14 protein-coding genes are annotated in these 14,459 nt (G+C 71.6%); 7 read left to right on the forward strand and 7 right to left on the reverse strand.

Translation table 11 applies throughout. The annotated features are described in order from the left end of the window. Window positions 1-138 precede the first annotated feature (138 nt). Together R4I43_RS19505 and R4I43_RS19510 are read left to right on the forward strand one after the other, a co-directional pair. Window positions 139-1,494 (forward strand): Hsp70 family protein, encoded by a 1,356-nt coding sequence (locus R4I43_RS19505; protein WP_324267084.1) that lies wholly within the window; start codon window positions 139-141, stop codon window positions 1,492-1,494. Between the two features lie 121 nt (window positions 1,495-1,615). Continuing rightward, on the forward strand, window positions 1,616-4,075 hold the full coding sequence (locus R4I43_RS19510) for a helix-turn-helix transcriptional regulator (protein WP_324267085.1): 2,460 nt from the start codon (window positions 1,616-1,618) through the stop codon (window positions 4,073-4,075). A 118-nt stretch (window positions 4,076-4,193) separates the two neighbouring features. Here the strand turns inward: R4I43_RS19510 and R4I43_RS19515 are convergent, their stop codons facing one another. Then, the gene (locus tag R4I43_RS19515) at window positions 4,194-5,261 is read right to left on the reverse strand and encodes an alpha/beta hydrolase (protein ID WP_324267086.1); all 1,068 of its coding nucleotides are present in this window, start codon (window positions 5,259-5,261) and stop codon (window positions 4,194-4,196) included. A 174-nt stretch (window positions 5,262-5,435) separates the two neighbouring features. Between R4I43_RS19515 and R4I43_RS19520 the strand changes: the two genes are divergently transcribed. Together R4I43_RS19520 and R4I43_RS19525 are read left to right on the forward strand one after the other, a co-directional pair. Further along, window positions 5,436-5,993, forward strand: coding sequence for an NADPH-dependent FMN reductase (locus tag R4I43_RS19520; protein WP_324267087.1), 558 nt, complete (start codon window positions 5,436-5,438; stop codon window positions 5,991-5,993). A gap of 78 nt (window positions 5,994-6,071) precedes the next feature. Beyond that, a complete protein-coding gene (locus tag R4I43_RS19525) occupies window positions 6,072-6,599 on the forward strand; it encodes a Dps family protein (protein WP_324267088.1) in 528 nt (175 codons plus the stop codon). Between the two features lie 99 nt (window positions 6,600-6,698). Here the strand turns inward: R4I43_RS19525 and R4I43_RS19530 are convergent, their stop codons facing one another. Together R4I43_RS19530 and R4I43_RS19535 are read right to left on the reverse strand one after the other, a co-directional pair. Then, on the reverse strand, window positions 6,699-7,766 hold the full coding sequence (locus tag R4I43_RS19530) for an NADH:flavin oxidoreductase/NADH oxidase (protein ID WP_324267089.1): 1,068 nt from the start codon (window positions 7,764-7,766) through the stop codon (window positions 6,699-6,701). Window positions 7,767-7,813: 47 nt separating this feature from the next. After that, window positions 7,814-8,338, reverse strand: coding sequence for a TetR/AcrR family transcriptional regulator (locus tag R4I43_RS19535; RefSeq protein ID WP_324267090.1), 525 nt, complete (start codon window positions 8,336-8,338; stop codon window positions 7,814-7,816). A gap of 62 nt (window positions 8,339-8,400) precedes the next feature. Here R4I43_RS19535 and R4I43_RS19540 point away from each other — a divergent pair, with 62 nt between their 5' ends. Continuing rightward, window positions 8,401-8,949 carry a GNAT family N-acetyltransferase gene (locus R4I43_RS19540; protein ID WP_324267091.1) on the forward strand — a complete coding sequence of 183 codons (549 nt, stop codon included), beginning with the start codon at window positions 8,401-8,403 and terminating at the stop codon, window positions 8,947-8,949. An 89-nt stretch (window positions 8,950-9,038) separates the two neighbouring features. Here the strand turns inward: R4I43_RS19540 and R4I43_RS19545 are convergent, their stop codons facing one another. After that, window positions 9,039-10,874 (reverse strand): S9 family peptidase, encoded by a 1,836-nt coding sequence (locus tag R4I43_RS19545; protein WP_324267092.1) that lies wholly within the window; start codon window positions 10,872-10,874, stop codon window positions 9,039-9,041. A 46-nt stretch (window positions 10,875-10,920) separates the two neighbouring features. Further along, window positions 10,921-11,454 carry a CGNR zinc finger domain-containing protein gene (locus R4I43_RS19550; RefSeq protein WP_324267093.1) on the reverse strand — a complete coding sequence of 178 codons (534 nt, stop codon included), beginning with the start codon at window positions 11,452-11,454 and terminating at the stop codon, window positions 10,921-10,923. Window positions 11,455-11,492: 38 nt separating this feature from the next. Here R4I43_RS19550 and R4I43_RS19555 point away from each other — a divergent pair, with 38 nt between their 5' ends. Beyond that, on the forward strand, window positions 11,493-12,440 hold the full coding sequence (locus R4I43_RS19555; RefSeq protein WP_324267094.1) for an EamA family transporter: 948 nt from the start codon (window positions 11,493-11,495) through the stop codon (window positions 12,438-12,440). Here the strand turns inward: R4I43_RS19555 and R4I43_RS19560 are convergent, their stop codons facing one another. Both R4I43_RS19560 and R4I43_RS19565 read right to left on the reverse strand, forming a co-directional pair. Further along, a complete protein-coding gene (locus R4I43_RS19560; RefSeq protein WP_324267095.1) occupies window positions 12,441-12,890 on the reverse strand; it encodes a DUF1203 domain-containing protein in 450 nt (149 codons plus the stop codon). A gap of 90 nt (window positions 12,891-12,980) precedes the next feature. Beyond that, window positions 12,981-13,439 carry a TspO/MBR family protein gene (locus R4I43_RS19565; protein ID WP_324267096.1) on the reverse strand — a complete coding sequence of 153 codons (459 nt, stop codon included), beginning with the start codon at window positions 13,437-13,439 and terminating at the stop codon, window positions 12,981-12,983. 264 nt (window positions 13,440-13,703) lie between these two features. Between R4I43_RS19565 and R4I43_RS34330 the strand changes: the two genes are divergently transcribed. After that, complete coding sequence (locus R4I43_RS34330; protein WP_407691272.1) at window positions 13,704-14,414, forward strand: ribonuclease HI; 711 nt, start codon at window positions 13,704-13,706, stop codon at window positions 14,412-14,414. Window positions 14,415-14,459 lie beyond the last annotated feature (45 nt).

Below are 14,459 nucleotides of genomic sequence, written 5' to 3' on the forward strand. Positions count from 1 at the left end.
AGGCCGTTGGGGGGTCGCTAGGGGAGTCCGGAACCGCTCCGTAACGAGATGCCGCTAAATTGTGGGCACCCGAGCCGTACTCGAGGCCCCCGATCGGGGACCCTGGCACGGCCGAGTCGGTGACAGTGAAGGGAACGCATGCCTTACGTCCTGGGCGTTCACCTGGGCGCGACGGTCACGACCGCCGCCACGGCCAGGCGCAACGGTGGCCGCTGGACGGCCACGGTCCCGGTGCCCTTGGCGACCGGCGGCCCGGTGGTGCCGACGGTGCTGTGCAAGGTCCAGGACGGATCTTTCGTGGCCGGGGAAGCCGCCGCCCGCCAGGAGATCAGCCACCACGAGTGGGTCGCGCGCGGCTTCACCGCCCGGCTCGGCGACGACCTCCCGCTGGTGGTCGGCAGCGAGTTCGTCCCGGCGCAGCGCCTGGTCGCCGCGATGATCGAGTGGGTCTCCGACGCCGTCACCCAGCGGCAGGGGCACCCGCCCGAGCACATCGCGGTCGCCCACAGCGCTAGCTGGGGACCCCACCGGGTCCACCTGGTGCAGCAGGCGCTGGCCCAGCTCGGGATCACCGACGTGTCGATGATCCCCGAGCCGACGGCCGTCGCCCTGGACTACGCGAGCAAGCAGCGAGTGGAGGATCAGCATCCGCTCGTGGTCGCCAACGTCGGCGGCAGCGGCTTCGACGCGACCGTGCTGCGCCGCCGCCACCCCGGCTTCGAGGTGGTCGGGTCGCCGCTGAACACCGGGCACCCCTCCGGCCAGGACCTCGACGACGCGCTGTTCGAGCTGGTCTGCGAGCAGTTCTCGGCCCAGCTCGGCGCTTTGGACGCCTCCGACGTCAACCACCGGGCCGCGCTGGCCAAGCTCCGCGCCGAGTGCGTGCGCGCCAAGGAAGCCCTCTCGCACCAGCCCGGTGTGTCGATGTGGGTGGACGTGCCCGGCGTGCGCACCGAGTTCGGCATCTCGCGCGCCCGCTACGAGCAGCTGGCCCGCCCGCACCTGGAGCGGGTGCCGGAGCTGATCTCGCAGGCCGTGCAGTCGGCGTCGCTGCGCCCGGACGACGTCGAGACGGTGCTGCTGGCCGGCGGCACCGCGCGCACCCCGCTGCTCAAGCAACTGGTCGCCGAGCGGTTGCAGACCCCGCCGCTGGTCGACGTGGCCCCCGAGCTGACCGCGGCGAGCGGCGCGGCGCTGGCCGCGCAGCAGGTGCTGTCCACCGACACCGATCGCGGCGCGGTGGCCGAGACCAGCGTGCTGATGCGCGTCGAGGGCTTCGACGCCGTCGACGACATCGACGACGAACCCGAACCCGTGGAACGCCCTCCGATCGAGGTCGAGCCGATGCCGATCGAACCTCCCGACGAGGCGCGGGCCAAGCGCATGAAGATCATCAAGCTGGTGGCGGCGGCGCTGCTGATCGCCGTGGGCATCGTGATCACCTTCATGACCAAGGACCACTCGATCACCGGCGTGATGGATCTCCTCAAGTAGTTGCGGAGCCGCGATTTCGCTAACGGAACGGCATACCGAGCAACGCCATTGGGCCCCACCACCGTCAGCCAACTGATCAAGACCGCTAGACCCAGGTGACCGGACGACAAGGAAGGCAGGCGTGAATCACTCGACGACATCCCGCGCCGCCCTGGTCCCGGACGGGCACGCGAGCGGATTGCGGTCGGCCATCGAGTCCTCCCCGGGCTCGCCGATCCTGGCCGGCATCCAGGGCGCGGGTGGGTTCGGCAAGACCACCCTGCTCGAGTCGATCGCCGCGACCTACCGCGACGCGGGCGTGCCGGTGCTGGGAGTCCGGGACCTCGACCGCGCCGAGGACGGCGCGCTGCTGGTCGACGACGCGCACCGGCTCGGCGACGACCTGCTGCTGCGGCTCGGCGAGATCGCCCGCAAGCCGGGCGTCCGGCTGGTGGTCGCCTACCGGCCGGGGCCGCGCAGCGCCGCGCTGGGCGAGCTGATCGGCGAGCTCGGGGCTCCGGTGCTGCTCGCCGCCCTCGGTCTGGAGGAGATCGCCGAGCGGGCCGGCGGGTGCGCGCTGGACTGGGTCGGCTGGGTGCAGACCCAGACCGGCGGGGTTCCGCGCTACGTCGCCCGGCTGCTGGCCGAGGCCGAACCGGGCCGCGCTGAACTGCCCGCCCGCGCGCTCGACCACTTCCAGCACGACCTCGACCAGCTCGGCGAGACCGGGTGGGAGTGCGCGACGGCGATGGCCGTCGGCGCCACCCCGCACCCGGACCTGCTCGCCGCCGTCGCCGGCACCGACAGCGCTGCGATCGGTTCGGTGCTGGCGGCGATGCGCTCCGGCGCGATGCTCGGCGCCGAGGACGGGCTGCTGCCGATCGTGCGCGTGGCCGTGCTGCGGTTGACGTCGTGGGAACGGCGGCTGCGCATCACGCGAAAGCTGGTGGAACTCCAGCTGTCCCGGGGCGGACCCGTGCTGCCGCTGGTCGCGCCGCTGCTGGAGGCGCCGATGGCGCTGCTGCCGGAGGCGACGCTGGCCAAGGCCTTCGAACGCGCCGGGGACGAGGCCGTGCAGGTCGCCCCGCACCTGGCCGGAAGACTGCTGGCCGCCGCGGTCTCGGCCGGTGTCCCGGCCGGGTCGGTGATCGCCCGGCAGGCCCGGGCGGCGGCCGTGGCCGGTGATCTCGACGGAGCGCTGCGGCTGGCCGACCGGGTGATCGTCGACGAGACCGCGCCGGAGCGGGAACTCGGCGTCCAGGTCGCCGCGGGCGTGCTCGCCCACCGGGGCCTGCTGGAGCGCTCGGCGGAGCTGTGCCGCTGGTCTTCGGCGAAGCTGCGCTGGCCCGGGGACAACGCCTTCGCGGCCGTCGGGCTGATCGGTGCCGGGCGGCTGGCCGAGGCCGAGGAGCTGCTCAAGGCCGGTGATGACGCGGGCCCGCCGACCTCGATGACCGGTGCCGCCACGCAGATGGCGGTGGGCGTGCACGAATCCGTCGTCGGCTCGGCGACCACGGCGCTGTCCACCCTGGTCCGGGCGGCCTCGCTGTCGGAACCGCTGGGGCGCGGTGTCCTGGTGCCCGACACACCGGCTGCGGTGGCCGCGCTGGTCGCGCTGCACTGCGGTGAGCTCGACGTCGCTCAGTCCACGTTGGACCGCGCGGTGGAGACCGGGACGGGCGGCGCGCTGCTGCACAACCGGCACCGGCTGCTGGCGGCGTGGCTGCCGCTGGTCAAGGGCGACACCGTCACCGCGCGCGCGAAGCTCCCCGACGCGGGCGAGATGGCCGCCCGCGACCGGCTGATGGCCACGGCGATCGAGGCCGGGATCGCCAGCCGGGACAACGACATGACCGCGCTGGCCAACGCCCGCGCCCAGGCCAGGCAGGTCGCCGCCGAGCACTCGGTGGACCTGTTCTCGCTGCTGCCGCTGGGCGAGCTGGTGGTGGCCGCGGCCCGGCTGCGCGACCAGGAGTGGATCATCCCGTACCTCGACGAGGCCGAGGCGCTGCTGGACCGGCTCGGCAACCCACCGCTGTGGATGTCGATGCTGCTGTGGAAGCGGTTGCAGGCCGCCATCGTCCTGGAGGAGATCGGCGAAGCGGGCCTGCTCGCCGACCGGCTCGACGTCCTCGCGCACCACAACGCGCTGGCCGGTGCGATGTCCGAAGCCGCCCGGATGTGGTTGCGGGTCCTCGCCGGCGAGGTCGACCAGGACGAGGTCGAGCGCATCGCCCGCGGTCTGCACGCCGCGGGCCTGGCCTGGGACGGCGCCCGTCTCGCGGGCCAGGCCGCCATCCGCACCCACGACCGCCGCGCGATGCTCGCGCTGCTGGAGTGCGCCCGAGCGCTGCAGGGCAAGCCCGCGCGCCCGCGCGCGGTCAACTCGACGGGTTCGGACGCGGAACTGCTGTCCGAGCGGGAGAAGGAAGTCGCGGAGCTGGTGTTGGCGGGCCTGACCTACAAGCAGGTCGGCAAGCGCCTGTTCATCTCGGCGAAGACGGTCGAGCACCACATCAGCCGCATCAAGCAGCGCCTCGGCTCGGCCAACCGCGAGGAACTGCTCAGCCGCCTCAGGGAACTCCTCGGCAACCCCGAGTGAGGCGAGCTCGATCGCTGCGGTGCGCGCGTCACCAGGGGGCGGTTCTGGTCCACGTTGACCGGGCGAAATCGGTCGTTGTGCCGAGAACTGCCCCCTGGTGCGCCGAGAACGCCCCGGGTCAGACCTTGTGGAGGTCGAGCGCGGCCCGGATCGTGCCGACGATCTCGAAGAGCGCTTCTTCGAAGCGGTGACCGACCGGGCGGATGTTGGCGAAGCCGTGGATGAGGTCCCGGAATCGGCGGGCCACGACCGGCACGCCGGCGTCCGACAGGGCCTTGGCGTAGGCCTCGCCCTCATCGCGCAACGGGTCGAACCCGCAGGTCACGACGTACGCCGTGGGAAGGTCCGAGTGGTCGTCGGCGAGCAGCACCGACAGCCGCGGGTCGCTGAGGTTGGACTCGTCGGGCGAGTACTGCTCCATGAACCAGGTCATGTCGTGGTCGGTGAGCAGGAAGCCGTTGCCGAACAGCTCCCGGGAGCGCCGCCGCCGGCTCGCGTCCACCGCCGGGTACAGCAGCAGCTGGAACACCGGCTTCTGCTCACCCGAACGGGTCGTCTGCAGGGCGACTGCGGCCGCGAGGTTGCCGCCCGCCGAGTCGCCGCCGACGGCGATCGCGTCGCTGGAGGAGCCCAGCTCGGCCGCGTTGTCCACCGCGTAGGAGTAGGCGGCGAGCGCGTCGTCCAGCGCCGCCGGGAAGGGGTACTCGGGGGCCAGCCGGTAGTCCACCGACAGCACCCGGATCCCGGCGTGCTTGGCGAGGAAGCGGCACAGGTCGTCGTGGCTGTCGAGGTCGCCGATCACCCAGCCGCCACCGTGGTAGAAGACCAGCAGCGGGCCCGTTTCGGTGAGCTCCCGGGGCCGGTAGAGCCGCGCGGGGAGGTCACCGTTGTCGGTCGGGATGTTCCGTTCGGCGACGACCACGCCGGGCAGCGGTGCGTCGGAGGTGATCTTCGTCGCGTGCATCATGGCGGCGCGGGCCTTCTCCGCCGTCGCGGCGGCCAGCCCGGTCTGGCCGGTCAGCTTCTGCAGCTTGAGCAGCAGCTGCGCGTCCAGCGCGAGTTCCTGGTCGTCCAGCCGGACAGGAGGACCCGCGATGAGCCTGCGGAAGGGCTGCGGAAGTGCGAAAACGGCGCGCATCGCCGCTCCTTCCAGTGCCGGCTGCAGCGCTTCGATGACGTTGGGCATGAGCGTGACCTTCCCGGGAAGGTGGTGGTGTTGTGTTCTACGTTACCCACAAGTAGCCAAGTTTCCGGCGACAGCTCGCCGACCTTGACCTCAAGCGGACTCGAAGTCCTAGCGTGACCCCGCACAAGCACAACGGGGGCGACACGTCCCAGGTTCGGGTGAAAGGATCGGCACATGACGGTGACCGTGGTGGGGATCGGTGGCTCGGTCCGCCCCGACTCGCAGTCCGAGCGCGCGCTGCACGCCGCGCTGGAAGGCGCCCGGGAGGCGGGAGCGAAGGTCCGGGCGATCACCGGTGCCGACTTGGCGCTGCCGTTCTACGACCCGCACGTGGCCGAGCGCTCGACCCACGCCAGCGAACTCGTCGAAGCGCTGCGCGGCGCGGACGGCGTGCTGATCGCCTCGCCCGGCTACCACGGCACGGTGTCCGGCCTGGTCAAGAACGCCCTCGACTACGTCGAGGACCTGCGCGAGGACAGCCGCCCCTACCTCGACGGACGCGCCGTCGGCTGCATCGGCATCGCCTACGGCTGGCAGGCCAGCGTCACCACGCTGCAGGCCCTGCGCTCGGTCGTGCACGCGCTGCGCGGCTGGCCGACCTCGCTGGGCGGCGCGGTGAACTCCGCGGAGACCCGCTTCCGGGCAGGCGGCGAGTGCGATGACGAGAAGGTCGCCAACACCCTGCGCACCATCGGGCGCCAAGTCGTGGAGTTCGCCGAACAGCGGGTGTGAGCGCTCGACGTGCGGGGGTACCTCCGGGGCAGCACCCTGAAGCGGGTCTGCACGTTCTCGAGGAGGTTGTGCGAACCGATGGCCCAGAAGAGCGCCGCCAAGGCCGATTCGAAGAAGAGCACGTCGAAGAAGAGCGCGGCACCCATCACCAGCCCGCTCAGCGATTCCGACCGCGACATCACCGGCAGGGTCCTGCAGGACACCCTGCTCGACCTGATCGACCTGCACCTGGTGGCCAAGCAGGCGCATTGGAACGTCGTGGGCAAGTTCTTCCGCGACGTGCACCTGCAGCTCGACGAGCTGGTCACCTCCGCCCGCGGCTTCGCCGACGACGTCGCCGAACGCGCGGTGGCCATCGGCATCTCGCCGGACGGCCGCGCCGCGACCGTCGCCAAGGGATCGGGGTTGCCCGACTTCCCCGCCGACTGGCGCAGCGACAAGCAGGTGATCGAGGCGATCGTGGCCACGCTGACCGAGGTCGTGGCGCGCCTGCGCAAGCGCATCGACGAGACCGACAAGACCGACCTGGTCAGCCAGGACCTGCTGATCTCCATCTCCAGCGAGCTGGAGAAGTCCCACTGGATGTGGCAGGCCCAACTCGCCTGAGACGACCAGCGACTGGGAAGCCCGGACGCTCCACCCCGGGGCGAGAACCGCAGGATCCGTCAGTGCGAAGACTGCGGTTCTCGCCCCCGGGTTCCGCGCTCAGCGGGCGCGTTCGTACTGGACGGGCCAGAGGCTGTCGGCGCGCAGCCGGTCGGCCGCGTGCATCGGCCAGTGCGGGTCGCGCAGCAGCTCGCGACCGAGCAGCACGGCGTCGGCCGAACCCGAGGCGACGATCTCCTCGGCCTGCTCCGGCGCGGTGATCAGCCCGACGGAGGCCGTCGGGACCTCGGCGTCCAGCTTGATCTGCCGGGCGAACGGGACCTGGTAGCCGGACCGCACCGGGATCTGCGCGTCCGGGATCGCCCCGCCGGTGGAGGCGTCGATCAGGTCGACGCCCCGCTCGGCCAGCAGCCGGGCCAGACGCACCGAGTCGTCGCCGGTCCAGCCGCCCTCGGCCCAGTCGGTCGCGGACAGGCGGGCGAACAGCGGCTTGCCCTCCGGCCACACCGCGCGCACCGCGTCGGCGATCTCCAGCAGCACCCGCACCCGGTTCTCGAAGCTGCCGCCGTAGGCGTCGGTGCGGTCGTTGACCAGCGGCGAGTAGAACTGGTGCGCCAGGTAGCCGTGCGCGAAGTGCAGCTCGACGACGTCGAAGTCGGCCTCGTCGGCGCGGCGCGCGGCGGCGGCGAACTGCTCGGGCAGCTCGGCGATCTCCTCGGCGGTCAGCGCGCGCGGCGCGGCCAGGTCGCCGAAGGCGTTAGCCGTGGAGCTGACGGTCTGCCAGCCGCCCTCGGACTCCTCGACGGTGGTGCCGCCCGCCCACGGCTGGTCGGTGGAAGCCTTGCGGCCGGCGTGCGCGAGCTGGATGCCGGTGGCGGCGCCCTGGGCGTGCACGAAGTCGTTGATCCGGCGCCACGCGGCGACCTGCTCGTCGTTGTAGATGCCGGTGTCGTGCGGGGTGATGCGGCCTTCCGGCACGACCCCGGAGGCCTCCGCGATGACCAGACCGGCGCCGCCGATGGCGAACTGGCCCAGGTGGACCAGGTGCCAGTCGTCGGGCACGCCGTCGGTGGCCGAGTACTGGCACATGGGCGAGACCCACACGCGGTTGCGGACGGTCAGATCACGCAGCTTGATCGGTTCAAACAGATGGCTCACACCGAGCATGACGACCGCGCGGAACGAGATATTCCGGCCCCGACGAGGGGCGTCGCTCACAACCGGGCGAGGAGTTCTTCGAAGGCCGCGTCGACGCGTTCGGCATCACCGGTGGCGAGCAGGTCCAGCACCAGTCCGCGCAGCGCCGCGAGCGTCAGCGTCGCCTCGGTCTCCGAATCGCCCAGCGCTGTGCGCAGCCGGGGGAGCCATTCGCGCACGCTGGACTCGCCGAAGCCGTCCCACGCGCCGCCGTGCAGCGAGCGGGCGTAGCTCTCGAAGAAGAAGCGGATGACGTTGTGGTGGGCGGGATCGCGCAGCCACCGCCACAGCGCCCGGAGCGCGTCGATCCGGTCCGGGTGATCGGCGAGGGCCTCGGACAGCAGCTCCAGCTGCACGTCGCGGGCGTGCCGGTGCACCTCGCGGACCAGCCCCTCCTTGGAGCCGAAGAAGTACAGCAGCATCCGCGGGCTCGACCCGACCGCCGCCGCCAGCGGACGCAGCGACACCTCCGACAGCCCGTGGTCAGCTGAGTAGTCGAGCAGCTTGGCCAGCAGTTCCTCGCGTCGTCCGGGCTGGGTCATGGTGGTCCTCTCGGCTACTCTGACGGGTGAAACGATTGTTTCACCCACCGTGGAGTCGCGTCATGACCGAGACGGCCGAGATCACCATCCGCACCGGCCCGCGTCCCGGGGACCTGGGCAAGGTGCTGACCATGCACGGCGAGTTCTACGCCCGCGAGCACGGCTTCGACGAGGAATTCGAAGCGCACGTGGCGCGCGGTCTCGCCGGCTTCGCCGCAGCGCGGGCGGCCGGTGGGGAACCGGGCAGGCTCTGGGCGGCGGAACGCGACGGACAGGTCGTCGGCACGGTGGCGCTGACCGACGAGGGCGGCGGGCTGGCGCAGCTCCGCTGGTTCCTGGTGGAACCCTCGGCTCGGGAAACCGGGCTGGGGCGACGTCTGCTGGGCGTCCTGCTCGAGCACGCCCGGGAACGCGGTTACCGCCAGATCCGGCTCTGGACCGTCGACCGGCTGGAGGCCGCTGCGCACCTCTACCTCGCCGCGGGGTTCCGCGTCACCGAACGCCACCCGGTCCGGCAGTGGGGCCACGACCTCGACGAACTCCGCTACGACCTGCACCTGACCCGACCCGCCAACCCTGGCGCACCCCACGCGCGCGAAGTACGGTCCTGACCAGCGGGGTTCCAATTTCGCGCGAAATTCGAATCCGATGTGGTGGTGTCGAACTTCGCGCGAAATTCGACACCACCTCGGAGACGGGCTCAGGCCAGGCCGACGGCGCGGCGGGCGAAGTGGATCTCGGTCGCGACCTGTCGCAACGTCTCCGCCACGACCAGCGAGCCGTGCCCGGCGTCGTAGCGGTAGAACTCGAACGGGATCTCCCGCTCGCCCAGCCGGTCCAGGTAGTTGAGGATCTGCTGGATCGGGCAGCGCGGGTCGTTGTCCCCGGCCAGCACCAGCACCGGCGCGCGCACCTGGTCGATGTAGGTGATCGGCGAGGCCTTCTCGTAGACCTCCGGGATCTCCTCCGGGGAGCCGCCGAACAGCGCGCGGTCGTAGGCCCGCAGCGGCTCCATCTCGTCGGCGAACGCCGAGACGTAGTCGGCCACCGGCACACCGGCGACACCGCCCGCCCAGCGCTCTGGCTGGGTGCCCAGCGCCAGCAGCGTCAGGTAGCCGCCCCAGGACGCGCCCGCGACGACGCTCAGCTCCGGCGTGGTCAGCCCGGCCTCGATCGCCCAGTCGTGCACCCGCGCGACGTCTTCGAGCTCGGTGGTGCCCGGCCTGCCCTCGATGGCGTCCCGCCACGCCGAGCCGTAGCCGGTGGAGCCCCGGTAGTTGATCTCCACCACGGCGAACCCGGCGTCCAGCCAGGCCGCGCGGTAGGCGGAGAAGCGGTCCTCGTCAGCCGCGTGCGGGCCGCCGTGCAGGTTGAACACCGCCGGGAGCGGGCCGTCCCCAGCGCCCTCCGGCCGCGCGACCAGCGCGTGCACGGTGTCGTTCGGGCCGTGGGGGGTCGCGACGAACACGTCCTCCACGGCCTGCGAACCCGGCGGGCGCTCGCCGGGCGGGGTGAGCAGCACCTGGTCGTCGCCGGTGGCCGACACGGTGCGCACCAGCGACGGCGTCGCCGCCGAGGACCACACGTACTCCACCGCGTGGTCCGGGCGCACCGCCGCGCCCGCGACCGTGCCCGGGGGAGTGGCGAGTTCGGTGAGCTCGCCGGAGTGCAGGTCGTAGCGGTGCATGGTGGTGCGCGCGTGCTGGGTGTGGGCGATCAGCAGCGCCTTGCCGTCCTGGTACCAGTCGGCGGAGACCTCGCCGGGCAGGTCCAGTTCGATCTCGGTCTCGGTGTCGGCCGCGACGTCCCAGATCAGCAGCTCTTCCTTGCCGCGGCGCTCGTGCAGCACCAGCAGCCGCGGGTCGCCGGTGACCGGCGCGAACGCCAGCGCGTCCAGCGACTTGCCGGGCCCGTCCCACTTCTCGGCGACCGCGGAGCCGTCGACGCGCAGCACCCGCAGCGCCGGGTGCCGGGAGTCGCCGTGCTCGGAGTGCGAGATGACCAGCATCGTCTCGTCCCAGGACATCGCGGACAGGCCGCCGTCCTGCTCGTGCTGGTAGAGCACCTCGGGTTCGCCGCCGTCGCGCACCACCCACACGGTCACGCCGTCGTCGGTGGACATGCCCAGCCCGATCACCGAGCTGCCGAGCTCCAGGCCGGCCGGGTAGCCGGGGTGGGTGCCGGGAACGGCGGGTTCGGCGGTGCCCGCCGCGAACGGTTCGACGATCCAGCTGCCGAACTCGTCGCCGTCGGTGTCGTCGAACCACCAGATCTTCCCGCCGTCGACCGACAGCGTCCCGTGGAACGTCCCCTGTGGACGGTCGGTGACCTGGCGGTGCTCGTCGGAGTGCCGGTCCCAGGCGTAGATCTCCCAGGTGCCGCTGGTGTTCGACACGTACAGGCTGCGCTGCGGGGCGTCCCGGGCCCAGTCCGGCAACGACACGCGCGGAGCGGTGAACCGCGTCCGCCACCGGGTCTCGCGCTCCGGGTCCTCGAACAGGGCAGTGGGGATCTTCGCCTCGGGATAGGTGCTCACGCCCCCGATACTGCCCGATCGGTTCGACCGGTGCGCGCACCCGGTCTCAGCGGTTCTTGCGGGCCCGGTAGGCGGCGACGGCGTTGCGGTTGGCGCAGGCGGTGCTGCAGAAGCGGCGGGAGCGGTTGCGGGTGAGGTCGATGACGACGCCCTGGCAGTTCTCGTCCGCGCACACCGACAGCCGCGACATCTCGTCGAGCCGGACCACGTCGACCATCGCCATCGCGGCCTCGACGATCACCCGGTGGGCCAGCGGCGCGTCGGAGGCGACGGCGTGCAGGTGCCAGTCCTCGCCCCCGTGGCGCACCAGCTGGGGGAGAGCCCCGGCCTCGGCGAGCATGCCGTTGACCAGGCTCGCCGCGCGGTCGCGGTCGGTGGTCAGCAGGTCGCGCAGGACGGGCCGCAGCGCGCGGAGCTCCTCCAGCTCGGCTTCGTCGCGGTCGCGGCGCCCGGTGTAGCGGTGCTCGGCGTACCAGGCGTCGACGGCTTCGACCGTGGTCAGCGAATCGGGATCTCCGGCGCTGTTGACCAGGGAGACGGCAGCCTGCAGCGCCTCCTCCGTGTCATGCCCAAAAATCATGTTGACATATTACATGGCCCTCCATAATGTCATTTGCCATGACTCAGTTAGCAGATGACAGCGCTGGTGTGCGCGTTGCTCCGGGGATCAGCGGCGGACTGCTGCTCGCCCTGCTCTCGGCAGGCTCGTTCGGCATGTCGGGCGCGCTGGCGCGCGGTCTGCTCGAAGCCGGGTGGAGCCCCGGTGCGGTGGTGCTCGCTCGGCTCAGCGTCGGCGCGCTGGTGCTGGCGCCGTTCGCCCTGATCGCGCTGCGCGGCCGGTGGTGGTTGCTGCGGGCGCAGGCGCGCCCGGTGCTGATCTACGGCGCGCTGGGGATGGCGGGCACGCAGTTCTGCTACTTCTCGGCGGTGAGCACGATGGACGTGGCTCCCGCCCTGCTCATCGAGTTCACCGCACCGGTGGCGATCGTCGGCTGGCTGTGGCTGCGGCGAGGTCAGCGCCCCGGGCCGCTGACGCTGCTGGGCGCGGCCTCGGCGATCGCGGGCCTGGTGTTCGCGCTGGACCTGGCCTCGGGCGCGGACGTCGCGTGGACCGGTGCGGCGTGGGCCTTCGCGGCCATGATCGGCAACGCGGCGTACTTCCTGATCTCAGGCGAGACGGACGGGGTCCTCCCGCCCATCACCCTGGCCGGCGTCGGGCTCGCCCTGTCGGCGGTGATCCTCGCGGTCCTCGGCGCGGTCGGGATCCTGCCCATGCACGCGACTTTCGATCCCGCCGCCTACGCCATCGGCGAAACGCCTTGGTGGGCACCGCTGGTCGCGCTGGGCGTGGTCTCCGCCGCGGTCGCCTACGTGACGGGCACCGCCGCCACCCGCCGCCTCGGCTCCCGCCTGGCCTCGTTCGTCGCCCTCACCGAGGTCCTCGCCAGCGCCCTGTTCGCCTGGGCCCTGCTCGACCAGCGGCCGGGCGCGGCGATCGTCCTCGGCGGCCTCCTGATCATCACCGGCGTGGTCCTCGTCCGCCTCGGCGACCGCAACCCCACCTGATCAACGGCGGCGCACCTCGAACAGGAAGCACCCGAACTCGACCGCGCGTACGTGCACGAGCGCCACTGCTGGATCCATCAGCAGGTCGGACGCGGTTCGCTCGGCGAGTTCGGTGTTTCCCGCCAGCAGGCATCCACCCGAAATCCGGCCCTCGGCGGAGTACGCGCGCAGGACCCGCCGAGCGCCCCGGATCTGCTCCGGCCATCCGGGAAGGTCCGGGCCCGTGCAGGACTCGCAGTGGATGAACACCGGCCCGACCTCGTCGTAAGCCCCAGGGTGGGCCCCGGTCTCCGCGGCCCACCGCCGCAACGGCGCGTAGCCCACCAGCGCGACTCGCTCACCGGCCCGGATCCGCCGCAGGCAGCACCGCAACGGCCCACCGCCCACCTCGTCGACGAACGGCTCGACCCGGCGACCCGCCGTCGACCTCCCGCAGCTCCGCCAGCACATCAGTGGCGATCGGCAGCACTCGAAAGTCCATGCCTCGATGGTCACCGCCGAAGCCGCCCCGATCCGGCGGGAATCGGCCATCGCGCCGGATCAGGGATTGCGGCGGGCGATCTCCGCCGACAGAGCGGTGGCGAACGCGCACCACGCCACGTACGGAGCCAAGGCGGCTCCGGCGCGCGAATCGACTCGTGCCGTCCGCGCGAGCAGGTCGACCGAGCTGGCGGTCAGCGCCCCGGCCTCCGCAGCCGCCGACCAGGGCCGCCGAGCGCCCCAGAAGACCCAGGTCCACCCGGCGTTGAGCACCAGGTTCGCGGCCAGGGCCGGGACGTAACGAGAACCCCGGGGAACCCGGGACAACGCCGCGGCGGAGGCGACGGCGATGTCGGCGTACAGGGCGGTCCACACCGGCCCGAACACCGCAGGGGGCGGCTGCCAACGAGGCTTGCGCAAACCCCGGAACCACGACCCGTCAGCCTCCACCGCAGCCGCACCGACGACCGCGGTCGCGACGACCGCGGCACCCGTGCCGCCCAGAACCCTCCACCGCATCCCCCGATTCTCAACCGCTCCCGAACAACCCGCTCAGCAAACCCGGGCTGAGCATCGCGTTGGGGAAGGTTTTGACCCCCCAGCGCGGCGGGAGCCCTTACAGCGCCCTCCCCAGCGTCGGGTGCGAGTGGACCCTCAAGCCGTCTTGTGATTTGCCCCACAGTACTAAGGTGCGAGCCCACGTGGGCGCTTGCGCTCCTCGCACCTTCACCAGCGAATGTGCTGGTGGAACACCTTGCCGCGGTGGGATTAGCGTGCCGGGCCATGACGGAACGCGTGATCGCCGCAACGGATGGCTCAGCTCAGCCCAATCCCGGACCAACGGGGTGGGCGTGGGTGCTGGGGAACGCCCAAGGTCGTCCCAGCCGAGGTGAATCCGGGTTCTTGGGGAATGCCACGAACAACATCGGCGAGCTCACCGCAGTGGCAGAACTGCTCGACTCGACGGATCCTGGCGTGCCCCTGGAAATCCGCATCGATTCCCAGTACGCGATGAACGTCGTGACCGGGCGGAGCGGGGCGTCCAAGAACCTGGATCTGGCCGCACGCATCCAGCGGATGCTCTCCGGTCGAGACGTGACGTTCAAATGGGTTCCCGCGCACCAGGCCGATGGTGATCTCCTCAACGCCCATGCTGATCATGCCGCCCAAGAGGCCGTCCGCAGTCGCCGGGGACGGCGCTGGACGGGCCCGGCTGCTAACGCGATCAGCGTCGGTCAGGAGCCTGTGACGCCTGATCGTTCCCGCGCATCGAACTGGAGTCGGCGGCGCGGTGGCCGTCCTGGACGACCTTCTGCAGGCACGGTGTGGAGAGAACGGGGGAGAGGCAAAGACCAAGCTCTTCTCCGAGCGACGCATCTGGGCATAGGAAAAGGGCCTGGCCGGAACTCTTTGCGGAGTCCTGACCAGGCCCTTTGTATTGCGGTGGCTTCTTCGACCGCCGCAGCCCGCATCGCTGCGCATATGCGCAGGTAGATCCGTTGGTCTTGTCTTTCTCCCAAACGCGGCGACCACCTGCCT

It is taken from the genome of Saccharopolyspora mangrovi, from assembly GCF_035320975.1.
In the GTDB taxonomy this organism is placed as follows: domain Bacteria; phylum Actinomycetota; class Actinomycetes; order Mycobacteriales; family Pseudonocardiaceae; genus Saccharopolyspora; species Saccharopolyspora mangrovi.

Coding starts and splice junctions, on each gene's coding strand:
- R4I43_RS19520 (WP_324267087.1), top strand. CDS start 5,436: ATGACGGTGACCGTGGTGGGGATCGGTGGCTCGGTCCGCCCCGACTCG.
- R4I43_RS19560 (WP_324267095.1), bottom strand. CDS start 12,890: ATGTGCTGGCGGAGCTGCGGGAGGTCGACGGCGGGTCGCCGGGTCGAG.
- R4I43_RS19530 (WP_324267089.1), bottom strand. CDS start 7,766: ATGCTCGGTGTGAGCCATCTGTTTGAACCGATCAAGCTGCGTGATCTG.
- R4I43_RS19550 (WP_324267093.1), bottom strand. CDS start 11,454: ATGATTTTTGGGCATGACACGGAGGAGGCGCTGCAGGCTGCCGTCTCC.
- R4I43_RS19555 (WP_324267094.1), top strand. CDS start 11,493: ATGACTCAGTTAGCAGATGACAGCGCTGGTGTGCGCGTTGCTCCGGGG.
- R4I43_RS19505 (WP_324267084.1), top strand. CDS start 139: ATGCCTTACGTCCTGGGCGTTCACCTGGGCGCGACGGTCACGACCGCC.
- R4I43_RS19540 (WP_324267091.1), top strand. CDS start 8,401: ATGACCGAGACGGCCGAGATCACCATCCGCACCGGCCCGCGTCCCGGG.
- R4I43_RS19535 (WP_324267090.1), bottom strand. CDS start 8,338: ATGACCCAGCCCGGACGACGCGAGGAACTGCTGGCCAAGCTGCTCGAC.
- R4I43_RS19565 (WP_324267096.1), bottom strand. CDS start 13,439: ATGCGGTGGAGGGTTCTGGGCGGCACGGGTGCCGCGGTCGTCGCGACC.
- R4I43_RS19525 (WP_324267088.1), top strand. CDS start 6,072: ATGGCCCAGAAGAGCGCCGCCAAGGCCGATTCGAAGAAGAGCACGTCG.
- R4I43_RS19515 (WP_324267086.1), bottom strand. CDS start 5,261: ATGCCCAACGTCATCGAAGCGCTGCAGCCGGCACTGGAAGGAGCGGCG.
- R4I43_RS34330 (WP_407691272.1), top strand. CDS start 13,704: ATGACGGAACGCGTGATCGCCGCAACGGATGGCTCAGCTCAGCCCAAT.